Here is a 13,421-nt window from a genome sequence, read left to right on the forward strand (position 1 = left end):
AAGTGGGAAAAGCAACAGGATTTATGGAATATGAAAGACAGGACAAGAAGGCTGAAGAACCAGAATCAAGGATTAAGCATTTTTATGAATTTCACACGCCCCTGTCAAAAGAAGAACAGGAGATCCAGGGGGCAAGGTGCATGTCCTGCGGAGTTCCTTTCTGCCAGTCCGGGCAGATGCTTATGGGAATGGCAAGCGGATGCCCTCTGCACAACCTGGTACCGGAATGGAATGATCTGCTCTATCACGGCAACTGGGAGGAGGCATATTACCGCCTGAAAAAAACCAATAATTTTCCGGAATTTACATCAAGAGTATGTCCGGCTCTGTGTGAGGCGGCATGTACCTGCGGCCTGAATGGAGATCCGGTATCTACAAAAGCCAATGAATATGGGATCATCGAAAATGCATATGAAAAAGGATATGCGGCTGCAAAACCGGTACAGATTCGTACCGGGAAAAAGGTGGCCGTGATCGGATCCGGCCCTTCGGGACTGGCAGCGGCAGATATGCTCAATCGCAGAGGACACAGTGTTACCGTGTATGAAAGAGAAGACAAGGTCGGTGGCCTTCTGCGCTATGGTATTCCGAATATGAAGCTGGAAAAACAGATTATTGACAGAAAGATCGCAATCATGGAAGAAGAAGGAATCCGGTTTGTTACGAACTGCAATATCGGAAAAGATAAAAAAGCTTCTTCCTTATTAAAAGAATATGATCGCGTACTTCTGTGCTGCGGTGCTTCCAATCCGAGAGATATCAAAGTGCCGGGAAGAGATGCAAAGGGAATTTACTTTGCAGTAGACTTCCTGAAATCTACTACAAAAGCACTCTGGAATTCTGCGGAACAAAAGCAGGATGGTTCCTGGAAGCTGTCATTAAAGGATGGAAGCTATATCAGTGCAAAAGGGAAGAATGTTATGGTAATCGGCGGAGGAGATACCGGTAATGACTGTGTGGGAACATCCATGCGTCATGGTGCCAGGTCGGTGCTTCAGCTGGAGATGATGCCGAAAGCACCTGACCGGAGGACAGAGACGAATCCGTGGCCGGAGTGGCCGAGAATCTGTAAGACGGATTATGGACAGCAGGAAGTAAAAGCTGTGTTCGGACAGGATCCAAGGGTATATCAGACAACGGTAAAAGAGTTTTTGAAAGACCCGGAAGGAAATGTGAAAGAAGCAGTTCTTGTCAGACTGGAGCCGAAAAAAGATGAAAAGACCGGGCGGATGCTCATGACAGAAATTGAAGGAAGTGAATATACGGTAAAAGTGGATCTGGTACTGATTGCAGCCGGTTTTCTCGGAAGTCAGGAATACGTTACGAAAGCATTTGGCGTAGAAACTAATGAGCGGACAAATGTAAAGACTGCAGAAGGGGCATATCAGACAAGCAGAGAAAATGTGTTTACCGCAGGAGATATGCACAGAGGACAGTCACTGGTGGTATGGGCGATCCGTGAAGGCCGTGAAGCAGCGAGAGAAGTAGACATCAGTCTGATGGGATATACGAATATGTATGTACAATAAGGCAATATGGATAAGATTTCCAGAGAAAGATTGTTACGAAAATGTTAAAAAATATTGCAAAACACTTTCTTATCATGTATAATGATTCTCAGATATAGGTGTATTTTGTCTTTTACTATATCGAATGAGGGTAAAGAGTATAATATTTGTAAGAAAGAAGAGTGAATATGAAAAAAATTGGAGTAAGAATCGTAGCAGCTATCGCTACAAGCTCATTGATCGTAACACCGGTTATGGCAGCGCCATCCGTTGATAAATTGAAAGAAGATAAAGCAGCAAAAGAAAGCGAGGTATCTTCTCTTCAGGAACAGTTAAGGGGAATTTTATCCGAGATCGGTAATCTGGAAGAGGAACTGATCTCTATAGGTGAGCAGAAGCTTCAGGCAGAGAGTGACCTGAAAGATGCAGAGGAAAAAGAAAAAGAACAGTATGAGGCAATGAAAAAACGTATCCAGTATATGTATGAAGAGGGTAATACCTCTGCATTTGAAGCACTGGTTACCGCTGATAACTTCACAGAGCTGGTCAGCAAAGCCGAATATGTTCAGAATGTTCATACATATGACAGAGAACAGCTGCAGGAATATGTTGAGACGAAGCAGGAGATTGCTGAGCTGAAGACCAGTCTTGAGGAAGATGAAAAAGAACTTCAGACGAAGCAGGTGGAATACGAAGCGAAGGAAGACGAGCTGAATACAACGATTGCGGCAAAGCAGGATGAAGTGGCCGATCTGGATGCTGAGATTCAGGAAGCGGTAGAAGCAGCGGCAAGAGAACTGGCTGCCCGCCAGGAAGCAGAGCGTCAGGCACAGCTTGCAGCAGCAAATAATAATAACAATAATACGAATAATAACACCAACAATAATACGAATAACGGCAACACAGGAAATAACGGCAACACAGGAAATAACGGCAACACAGGAAATACCGGTAATACAGGAAATACCGGCGGTTCTACAGTAAGTGGTCCGAATGCCAATGGAAGTACTATTGTCAGCAGAGCATACAGCCAGCTTGGTAAGCCTTATGTCTGGGGCGCATGTGGACCAAACAGTTTTGACTGTTCCGGTTTCGTTAGCTATTGCCTGACAGGAAGTTTTAGCCGTCTTGGTACCACATTTACTTTCATGGCCTGGCCAAGAGTCAGTGATCCACAGCCGGGAGATGTTTGTACAACATATAACCACTGTGGTATCTATATCGGCGGTGGACAGATGATTCATGCGCCGCATACCGGAGATGTAGTAAAAGTTGGTCCGGTACAATCCGGTATGATTTTTGTTCGTCGTCCGTAAGACAGAATAAAAAGAGTATGAGACAATCTATTATGTAGATAAAAAAGCCTTGCAATAGCAAGGCTTTTGTGATATTATAGTATGGTCGCAAAAAACACGCATATGGTTGTCCAAGATGGTGCCAAAGCTTGATTGCAAGCCGGTTTCAAGGGCTTACACATATGCGGAAGAAAAAAACCAGATGGAGGAAAGAAACATGAGCGTTATTTCAATGAAGCAACTTTTAGAAGCAGGTGTTCATTTTGGACATCAGACAAGAAGATGGAACCCTAAGATGGCTCCATACATCTACACAGAGAGAAATGGTATCTACATCATCGACTTACAGAAGTCTGTAGGTAAGGTAGATGAGGCATATCAGGCAGTAGCTGATATTGCAGCAGAAGGTGGCACAATCCTGTTCGTTGGAACAAAGAAACAGGCACAGGATGCTATCAAAGTAGAAGCTGAACGTTGCGGAATGTATTATGTAAATGAAAGATGGCTTGGAGGTATGCTTACAAACTTCAAGACAATCAAGAGCAGAGTTGCTCGTCTGAAAGATATCGAGAGAATGTCCGAAGACGGAACATTTGATGTACTGCCGAAGAAAGAAGTTATCCAGATCAAAAAAGAGTGGGAGAAGCTTGAGAAGAACCTTGGCGGAATCAAAGAAATGAAGAAACTTCCGGATGCAATCTTCGTAGTAGATCCTAAGAAGGAAAGAATCTGTGTTCAGGAAGCTCACACACTCGGAATTCCACTTATCGGTATTGCAGATACAAACTGTGATCCGGAAGAACTGGATTATGTAATTCCTGGAAACGATGATGCTATCCGTGCTGTAAAACTGATCGTATCCAAGATGGCAGATGCAGTAATCGAGGCTAATCAGGGTGCAGCAGAAGACGTAGAATACGTGGAAGAAGCAGTAGAGGCAACAGAAGAATAAAATTCTTAATGAAAGTATATTGGAGGACAAGATCATGGCAGTTACAGCTAAGATGGTAAAAGAATTAAGAGAAATGACTGGCGCAGGAATGATGGACTGTAAAAAAGCTCTTAACGAAACAGATGGCGATATGGATGCAGCTATTGAATACCTGAGAAAAAATGGTGAAGCAAAGGCTGTTAAGAAAGCTGGACGTATTGCAGCAGAAGGTATCGTTATGGCAGATGTTCAGGGTGATAACACAGCAGCAATCGTTGAAGTTAACTCTGAGACAGACTTCGTTGCAAAGAATGCTGATTTCCAGGGATTTGTAAAAGCTGTTGTTAATCAGGCACTTTCTACAGAGAATACAGAGATGGAAGCATTCATGGCAGAAGCATGGAATGAAGATGCAAGCAAGACTGTTAACGATGCACTGACAGAGAAGATTGCAGTGATCGGAGAGAAGCTCAGCATCAGAAGATTCGAGAAAGTTACAATTGACAATGGAGCAGTTGTATCTTATATCCATGGTGGCGGAAGAATCGGTGTATTAGTTGTTGCAGAGACAGCAGTTGTTAACGATGCAGTAAAAGATGCACTTAAGAACGTAGCTATGCAGGTTGCAGCATTAAATGCTAAGTACATCAGCCAGGCTGATATTGAGGCAGATTACATTGAGCATGAGAAAGAAATCCTTCTTGCTCAGATCATGAACGATCCGAAGGAATCTCAGAAACCGGAGAAGGTTATTCAGGGAATGATCAACGGACGTATCAACAAAGAGATGAAAGAAATCTGTCTGTTAGATCAGGTATATGTAAAAGCAGAGGATGGAAAACAGTCTGTTGCTAAGTATCTCCAGGAAGTTGGAAAAGCAAACGGAACAGAGATCAAGCTTCAGAAATTCGTTCGTTACGAGACAGGTGAAGGTCTTGAGAAGAAGAACGAAGACTTCGCAGCTGAAGTTGCAGCTCAGATGGGAATGTAAGTATCTCGGCAAACTTCTGAGTAAGAGACCGCTAAACCCCAGTAAAATCAAGGGATTTGGCAGGTTAAGGTTCAAATATGTAAGTTGAGTAACCTATCATAAACTATCGTAAAATTACGCATCTCGATATAGTGTTTTGCGTCAAAGTTGCGTAGAGAATTGCGTACAAGAAATCTGAAGTATCTTCAGCGAAGTTTACGCAAAATAATGATGAGTTACAGTGTAAGTTTACACATATGTAGTACAGGGAGTGGTGGTGAGCCACTCCTTTACTTTTGCAGAAAAAGAAGGCAGACTGGTTTTGTTCCCAATCTGCCTATCTTATTTTGTCCCGAATAATGTATATTATTAGTGACAAATTAGTTCACGTCGTATCCCAGAGCGTCTTCAACAAATGTGTGATTCCGCATATGCGTCTCATACGATTCTTTGATAATGCGATATGCAATATCAACTTCTCCATTTGTTAAACCGTTGGCCTCAATGATTTCCTCGTATTCGGCGTAGAGCTTAAACACACGATTAAATTGCTCTCTGGTCACCATACAGTTCTTATCAATTACTTTTGCCGCAAAATTAATGATTGTATTACGTTTGCTATCAATCAATAATGAGAGCGTATCAGCATTGTTCTTATCTAACTTCTTATCCAGTTCCTTTATCCACTTATCGTTTTCTTGGAGACTATGATTAACATTCTCAATCCACTCATCACGCAATTTGATATTATCGACACTGTAATGGGAGTTGAATTCATTTAATGTTTCCTTTACATCTTTAAGCATTTCAGGAACCTGTTTCAAAGTTTCGCGCTCCTGCTTTTTATGTTTAAAGTATTTACGCAATTTAATGCATTCAGGAACTACTTTTCCCTTTATTTCTAATATCTCACCTAATATTTGAGACGCCAAAAACAAGGCCACAATACCTATTGCAAGCTTGGTTGGCAAATTCAAGTATTCGATATAATTAATCAAGATTACCACCATCCATAATTTTTATTGAAAGGTGGCGGGAAATGTAATCCCGCCATCATTATTAGACTTTTTCGCAGAAGTCAAGAGAAATCCAGCCTGCGCCGGATTTTAATTTACCCCAGCCTTTAGCGGAGCCTGCTCCCGCCTTCTCTTCAACAATTGTGAACACCCCTTTGCCTGTGTACTTACCTGTTTTCGCATAGTTAGTACCAGCACCTTTACGGATATTCAAATCGCTTACATTGACACGCACTGTATACGGAACTTTTGGCGTAGCAGGTTTATTGCCTGTGTTTCCAACAGTAGAACCGATAGTACAGTAAGATGCGTTTTCAAGGTAAATCCATCCAGCACCAGATTTCAGTTTGCCCCATCCATCTTTTACCTCGGTAATAGTGAATGTGCCCTTGCCAGTGTAAGCACCAGTTGTAGCGTATCCCATACCAGCACCTTTTCTGATATTCAAGTCAGAAATGATTACCTGTACGGTAAACGGAGTAGCAGGGAAGTTTTTGTTTGTCGGGTTAGAAGGATTAGACGGCGGTGTTACTACAGTAGTTCCGCCCATTTTAGCCTTAACAGCCTGTCTGAACGTATCCATTGTATATCCCATACCTAATCCCTTCCATAAATGTTCCGGGTCTCCGTGGTTTGTAGCAATACCTCTCGCATGACCTTCTTTGTGAGAAATAATTACTCCGTCAGCGAGCGGGTTGAGCCCATATTCTTTACAAAGGAATGCGAAAAGCTCAACAGCAGCTTCGTATGTACGTTTAGCAGATTCATAAAGTGAAGGAGTATGCAGAGCAAGGATATACATTTGCTGTAGTTTTGGATTTATCAAAATACTTTGACACACTCAACCATGAAATCCTTATTAACTTACTTCGTAAGAATGTAAAGGATGAACGAGTGGTGCAACTGATTAAGCGCTATCTGAAAAGCGGAGTAATGGAAAACGGAGTGGTAATCGAGACAGAGGAAGGTTCGCCACAAGGGGGCAATCTATCGCCACTACTTGCGAATATCTATCTCAATGAGTTCGACCAAGAGTTCTTGAGGAGAGGTGTTCCATGCATAAGATATGCGGACGACATCGTGCTCCTTGCAAAGAGCAAACGAGCCTCGGAGAGCCTATTGGAAAGCAGTACAAGTTTTCTTGAAGAAAAGCTGAAGCTTACAGTAAACAGAGAGAAAAGCCGTACTGTCAGCGTGTTTGCAATCCGAAATTTTAAGTTCCTTGGCTTTGCATTGGGAAAGAATGGGAACGGTATTTATGTTCGAGTCCATTCAAAGTCATGGAAGAAGTTTAAGTCGAGGCTGAAAGAGTTATCTTCCCGTAAGTCTGTACAGTCAATCAAGCCAAGCCTTGGAAAAATCAAGGTGTATGCGAGAGGATGGCTTAACTACTACGGAATAGCAAGCATGAAGAATAATATCGAGGAGATCAACGGATGGCTCTATCACAGAATACGAATGTGCATATGGAAGCAATGGAAACTCCCGAGGACTAAGATGAGAAATCTGATTAAAATGGGGATTCCCGAATACTATGCATATATGGCGGCTAACAGTCGCAGAGGTCATTGGTTCTGCGCAAACTTGACGACGGTCAAAAGAGCAATGACAAAAGAAAGACTGATAAACAGTGGCTTTTATGATTTAGCCACAGCCTATCAGTCTGTGCACGTCAACTATTGAAACCGCCGTGTACCGAACGGTATGCACGGTGGTGTGAGAGGACGGGAGCTAATCACTCCCTCCTACTCGATTCTGCCAAAATCTTTACATAAAAAAGGATTATGTACGGCATATTTTTGAATGATTTTTAAAATTAATTGAAAAAACTACCTTTTTGTGTGGGGTAATTTGTTTTCATACTTGATAAAATGATTTAAATAGAGGAATAGGACCATGATGGAGGTAGTTTGAGAGTATGGGAGAGCGAAGATTAAAGAAAAAAAGAAAACGAATCATAGCCGGCGTTTTATTATTGGTAATGATTGTGCAAATGTTTCCGTTGTCAGTCATGGCAAATCCATCTTCGGACAAGCTGATATTTTCGGCGGATGGAGGAGAAAATACGATTACGGTTACACCGAAACAGGAAGAGCCAGATGAAGGAACCGAGGAAATTTTTAATAATGGTATTCTTGATTTTTCCTGTGATGTAGTTACCCTTGACAGGGATTATGCACAGACTGTGAAGGTGAAAGTAACCAATAAGTCTGAGAAGATGGTCCAATATTATCTGGAAGCTGAGAATAGTTATGAGGATATATATCTTAATTTCGTGCAGGAAGGTTCTGAAAATGCAAAAATGGTCATTGAGCCACAGGAAACACAGGAAATTGAATTGAGTGTGTTTCTTCAAAATGCTGCAGAAGATACATATCGGATTCCTATTACAGCCTATGTGAATGATGGTGAGGAAGGTTTTTGGTCCGCTGCTGTCCAGAAACGTATTCTTTTCCACTGTAAACAGAGTGATTTCAATGTGAGTATCGTACCACAAGAGAGTGGATCACCTGCTCAAAAAGCGTATCGTATCACAAATAATGGAGAGAAAATTACAGATCTTACATTGAGTGCAAGTGATAGTGTGAAAGATTATTTGATCTTTTCACCGGCAATTGAAAATTATACGTTGGATACAGGGGAGTCAGTTTCGACTACGGTGTCTTGTGATCTGGGTCTTATGAAAGAGAATGATGTTTCAAATGTTGAAGGAGAACTGATTGTATCTTCCGGTAAGCAAAATGTTAAACAATCTATTTCTTTTGAAAAAACAGATGATGTTAAGGAAATTGATGCGTGGAGGCTGGCGCTTTATCAGGAGAAAAGTTCTTATTATACGATAGATCAGCCGGAATTTGCAGATAATTTTGAAACTCCAAATGATTCGGCAAAAGCTTCTATGAAAAGACGGAGCAACGAATGGACAGAAGAGAGAGTTATTGAACTTTGCCATTTGAATATGGAAGAGGGGGGAATTAGTGAAGAGAATCCAATATCACTGACAGCAACCTATCCATATATTGATGAAGAGGGGAAACAGCAACAAATTACGATTGAAACAAATGTTTTTAGTCATATGATAGCGGAACCACAAGAGAATCGAATCAAGTATAAACAAACAAAATTAGATGGGACATCAATTGGAGATCATGTGGCGTGTTATGTTCTAACAAGTGCTAATTTGGAGAAAGCTGATTATCTTGACGCTATAAGTACTTATTTAAAAGAGGCTTCAAATTTTGTTAACTTAGAAGAGGATGCGAAGCTCATATTTGATAAAGTTTGGGAAGCATTTTCCGGCAAAGAGATGGGTGGTGGTGAAATTTTTGTTAAATCCATCATTCGAGATACGGCATGGGATGCGTTTGAAGTAGGGACAAAAGATTATACAAAGGATATATTAGAAGCTTCCAAAGGCATTTCAAAGGTCTTTGGTGATATGTCTGATGCTGCAAAAGCAGGGAAATATATGGCTGTGATGTCTAATCCTACCATTGAGAAAAGCGAGAAAGATAAAGCAAGTGCGCATTTGTTGATGCATATGGCGAGCGTTGGAATCAAGGCCATTAAAAGCACGCCCCAAGGAAAAGTTTCCTTCTTTACGGCAGGACCGGAAAAGGCTATAGAAATTTTGAATAAAATGGATGAGATCCGATATTCAGATATGAGCGATGAGGAGTTTGGACTTTATTTCCAACAACTGGTATATGGATCTCAATGCACGAATGTAGGAAGCGTTAAGAGTCAAGTGAAAATAAATAGTCTTGCACGCGGAATGCAGGGATTTTGGGGAATGAATAGGGCATATTATCAGCTTGGTAATAACAGTTATACAAATGCAGAAATATTAGAACTATTTGGTAATTCCAAGTCAAAACGAAAAAGAAATACAGGATTAACAGAGGATGATTTCGCTTCTCATCCGGATGCAAATGTAGTAGTCACAACAGGTCGATTAAGTAATGAAGCATTATCCTATGCTTATCAAGATACGACGAATCAGATATTTAAAGTAAATGGTACACAAATAGGAAGCATAACAACGAATGGTTTGTCAGGTCTCTATAATGTTGCTCTTGTTACAGATACTTTTCAACAGGGAGTAAATACTGTTATTCGGGATTATGATACAAATCCGGGTAGTTATAAGGTGACGGCAGATACGGAATATAATACATTGGTACCGGATGATTCAACACTGTTTTATTCAGATTCCCTGGATACGTTAGATGATATTCGGTGTATCCCGGATTTTGCAATCTATGCAGAAAATATCCGCAATCAGGAGAAAAATATAATCGGAGAAAAAATGGAGATTCCTTTTACAATTTATAATCGTGGACCACGTGGTGGATGGACAGATGTCAGTGTGACAGCAGAGGGAGAGACTGTCTATACAGAGAAAAACGTGTATGTTGGACCATTTGGATCTGCAGATTTAAGTTTTACCATGACTCCTCAGAAAGAGAGAAATAAAATCACCGTTTCTTTGGAAAATAAGACAGAATATGTAGAAGAACGTACCATTGAAAATAATACGGCAACAAAAGTTTTGAGAGCTGAAAAAATGGAGGCTCCGGAAATTGTTAAGATCAGTCCGGAATTAATTGAATTAAAAGAAACAGATAAAGGAGCCTTTGTTTCAGCCCTTTTTAAAAATGGGAAGTGGATGAAATCCGTTCAATTTAGTCTGGATGAGGATGCATGGACAGAAACTTATGAATGTGATGGAAAAGATCGATACTCTGCTCTGCTCCCGATAAAATATTTGGCTGAGAAAGATTCTCATACACTGAAAGTCATAGCGACTTATCAAGATGGAACAAGTGAGACAAAAACAATATCAGGAGAGATCCCTGTTTCTGTTAAAATCAAAAAGGGTATATCGTTTACCTGTGTAGGACGAAACCCCAGAACAGAACTTGTAGTTGAAAAAGAAGATGCTTTTGAAAAGATTGATCCAGATTGTTATGAGATTGTCAGTCATGTTACATATGATGACAAAACAAAACAAACGATTTATCAAGAGACTATATATTTTGATGAGTCCTACAAACCTTCTGAAGATTGTAAGGTTTTCATTGTCGGTAATGATGAAAGAATGGATCTAATCCCATTGAATAAGATTCAGAATAAAGAAATTTCGGGAAATCCATCTGGCAAGGTAATGGTAACAGCAGATTCAGAGAATATAAGAAGTATTTCAGTTTCCTGTGCAAAGCTAAATGGAAAAATGTTGCCGGGCTACTGTTGGCTTGACAAAACGGTATATATTGGCGAAGGTATTTCAGACGTTCATCTTAAGATTAACTATTCTTGTAATGGACACTATCAAACAATAGAAAAAGATTTGGATGAATTGTCTTCTGAACAAACCATCCATTTACAGGATACTTCGAAAAAAGTTGTATTAACCAATGCGTCCGGAGATTTGACAAATGCATTGCTAATTATGAAGAATCAGGGGGGCTCAGAATCTTCGTATGGACTTTCGGTAGAACAAACTGAAGATGGCCAGTCGGTGATTTGTTTTGATGATGCGATATGGAAGAATATTACAAATGCCAAAACAGTTTCTCTTGTATGCAGTGATAATTCAGCAATTTATCAAATGGATCCAAGAACAATGGAAGGTTCGGTTGATCTGAAAGAATTGAAGAAGGATTATCATAAGATTTCATATAAGGAAAGCGATGCCAAGATTCAAAAGAGTGTGATTTGCTTGATGAATTATGATTTTACTGCAAATTCAGATACGATGTTACTGGCTCCCGGAGATTATCAAATTGAGACGGATTATACGATAAATGGAGTTGCCCTTCATAACAGGCAGGAGATAACAATAGCAGATCAGGATGTAGTCCTTGAACTGCCGGAGAATTCTTCAGAGACTACGGTTACACTGAATTGGTCGACTATTTACGATCTTGTTCAAGTATCTTATGATTCGCCAGATGGCTGGGTTAATGATCAGACTGTAGAGAATGGACAAAAGATCGTCTGCCAGACAGGAGAACAGAATATTTATATCTCAGCGCGACTGAAGGATGGCAGTAATATTAATATTAGCAAGACAGTAGATATTGCTGAAAATACGAATACCAATATCGAACTTTCCAATCAGTTCCACGGCAATGTGACGGCTCTTATGAATGGTGAAGCAACGCAAGAGGCTTCTGTAGAAGCAGGAAAGCAGATTGTGCTCAGTATGAGTGAACTGACAGATGGCGCCGGTAATAATTTCAATAATTATTATCAGGGAAACGGAATGAAGCCAACACTGATTCTGACCAATATTAGGGATGAATCCAATACGGTAGAGATAAATGCTGAGCAGAATTATTACTATTTGGATAATTGGTCAAATTATACCTTTACCGTACCGAAAGTAGAGGGTACCTATCGGTATCGTATAGAATGGAAGGTTCCGATTATGGAGCATGTTCATGTTCTGCAGAAAATTACTGCCACTGAAGCAGATTGTGAAACAGACGGAAATATAGAATATTATCTTTGTGAAGAATGTGGTGGCCGGTTCAAAGATGCAGAGGGTACAAAGGAGATTTCGGAAGAGGATATTTTGATTCCGGCTAAAGGACATCATTGGGGTGAATGGATCGTTATAGTTCCGGCAACGGAAGAACAAGAAGGACAGGAACAGCGTGTCTGCGAGAATAATAGTACGCATGCAGAGACACGTGTGATCCCGAAATTGACACATACACACGAGCTGGTATTCGTTCTGGCAAAAGAAGCCACTTATGAAGCAGATGGTAATATTGCGTATTATCATTGTAAATGCGGACGTATTTTTGCAGATGAAAATGGTGAAAAGGAACTCACGGAAGAAGATGTTGTGATTCCAAAACTGGTTCAACATATTCACAGTATAACAAAAGTTGGGGCAAAAGAAGCCACTTGTGAGGAAGCAGGAAACAGAGAGTATTATTATTGTGATCTTTGCGGAAAGTATTTTGAAGATACGAATGGTGAAAAAGAAGTTTCAAAAGATGATTTGATTATTTTACCAAAGGGTCACGACTGGGGTGAATGGACAATCAGTAAAGAACCAACCGCCGATGAACCAGGTGAGATGATCCGGGTATGTAAGAATGACAACAATCACGTAGAGAAACAGAAAATACCGCCAACCGGACAGCCAGAACAGCCGGACATTGATTATCAGATCATCAGGACAGGCGATCTGGTTTGGACAAAAGATTCGAATAAGACATTGCCGTTGTTTATAAGAAGAACTCCTGAAAAAGAAGGAAGCCTTGAGCATTTCAGAAATGTGACGGTTGATGGAACACGGCTGGATTCGGCTGATTACGATATTGACGGAGGTGAAAATCCGGGAACTGTTCTCGGTATTCAGTTATGGCCTTCCTGTCTTCAGAAACTGGCAAACGGCGAGCACGTCGTTCAGGTAATTTTTGATGATGGTAAGCTTGATGTGAAGTTAAAGATTGTGAAGCAAGAAGAATCTGGGGGAACAAATTCTCCGGACACCGGAGATGGAAACCAGAATTCCTCCGGAAAAAATGAAAAATTAACTTCTGATACAACATCATCAAAGACCGGAGACTCCGCAGATCTGACTCTGTGGATCACATTATCGGTGGCGTCTATAGCGGGGGCCGGCAGTATATGCGTTATCAAACGCAAAAAGAAAAGATAAGATTTAATTAAAAGGGAAAT

7 protein-coding genes and 1 pseudogene are annotated in these 13,421 nt (G+C 40.7%); 6 read left to right on the plus strand and 2 right to left on the minus strand.

Annotation, left to right across the window (positions count from 1 at the left end):
- Window positions 1-2: 2 nt before the first annotated feature.
- From ABE547_RS09095 to tsf, 4 genes are all read left to right on the plus strand, one after another.
- A complete protein-coding gene (locus ABE547_RS09095; protein WP_347378474.1) occupies window positions 3-1,529 on the plus strand; it encodes a glutamate synthase subunit beta in 1,527 nt (508 codons plus the stop codon).
- Window positions 1,530-1,696: 167 nt separating this feature from the next.
- A complete protein-coding gene (locus ABE547_RS09100; RefSeq protein WP_347378475.1) occupies window positions 1,697-2,824 on the plus strand; it encodes an NlpC/P60 family protein in 1,128 nt (375 codons plus the stop codon).
- Between the two features lie 196 nt (window positions 2,825-3,020).
- Complete coding sequence (gene rpsB, locus ABE547_RS09105; protein ID WP_347378476.1) at window positions 3,021-3,755, plus strand: 30S ribosomal protein S2; 735 nt, start codon at window positions 3,021-3,023, stop codon at window positions 3,753-3,755.
- Window positions 3,756-3,789: 34 nt separating this feature from the next.
- A complete protein-coding gene (gene tsf, locus ABE547_RS09110; protein ID WP_347378477.1) occupies window positions 3,790-4,725 on the plus strand; it encodes a translation elongation factor Ts in 936 nt (311 codons plus the stop codon).
- 359 nt (window positions 4,726-5,084) lie between these two features.
- Here tsf and ABE547_RS09115 read toward each other — a convergent pair whose 3' ends face one another.
- Together ABE547_RS09115 and ABE547_RS09120 are read right to left on the minus strand one after the other, a co-directional pair.
- Window positions 5,085-5,702, minus strand: coding sequence for a hypothetical protein (locus tag ABE547_RS09115; RefSeq protein ID WP_235232901.1), 618 nt, complete (start codon window positions 5,700-5,702; stop codon window positions 5,085-5,087).
- 61 nt (window positions 5,703-5,763) lie between these two features.
- On the minus strand, window positions 5,764-6,315 hold the full coding sequence (locus tag ABE547_RS09120; RefSeq protein ID WP_235232902.1) for a hypothetical protein: 552 nt from the start codon (window positions 6,313-6,315) through the stop codon (window positions 5,764-5,766).
- A 173-nt stretch (window positions 6,316-6,488) separates the two neighbouring features.
- Between ABE547_RS09120 and ABE547_RS09125 the strand changes: the two are divergent.
- Window positions 6,489-7,403 (plus strand): annotated as a pseudogene (locus ABE547_RS09125) (reverse transcriptase domain-containing protein); the annotation flags it as partial.
- Window positions 7,404-7,638: 235 nt separating this feature from the next.
- Window positions 7,639-13,401 (plus strand): hypothetical protein, encoded by a 5,763-nt coding sequence (locus tag ABE547_RS09130; protein ID WP_347378478.1) that lies wholly within the window; start codon window positions 7,639-7,641, stop codon window positions 13,399-13,401.
- Window positions 13,402-13,421: the final 20 nt, after the last annotated feature.

This window comes from Dorea sp. YH-dor226 (assembly GCF_039832105.1).
Taxonomy (GTDB): domain Bacteria; phylum Bacillota; class Clostridia; order Lachnospirales; family Lachnospiraceae; genus Dorea_A.

What these genes read in the sequence shown, in the direction of transcription:
- ABE547_RS09100 (WP_347378475.1), top strand. Translation starts at nt 1,697, where the DNA reads ATGAAAAAAATTGGAGTAAGAATCGTAGCAGCTATCGCTACAAGCTCA.
- rpsB (WP_347378476.1), top strand. Translation starts at nt 3,021, where the DNA reads ATGAGCGTTATTTCAATGAAGCAACTTTTAGAAGCAGGTGTTCATTTT.
- tsf (WP_347378477.1), top strand. Translation starts at nt 3,790, where the DNA reads ATGGCAGTTACAGCTAAGATGGTAAAAGAATTAAGAGAAATGACTGGC.
- ABE547_RS09120 (WP_235232902.1), bottom strand. Translation starts at nt 6,315, where the DNA reads ATGGGATATACAATGGATACGTTCAGACAGGCTGTTAAGGCTAAAATG.
- ABE547_RS09130 (WP_347378478.1), top strand. Translation starts at nt 7,639, where the DNA reads ATGGGAGAGCGAAGATTAAAGAAAAAAAGAAAACGAATCATAGCCGGC.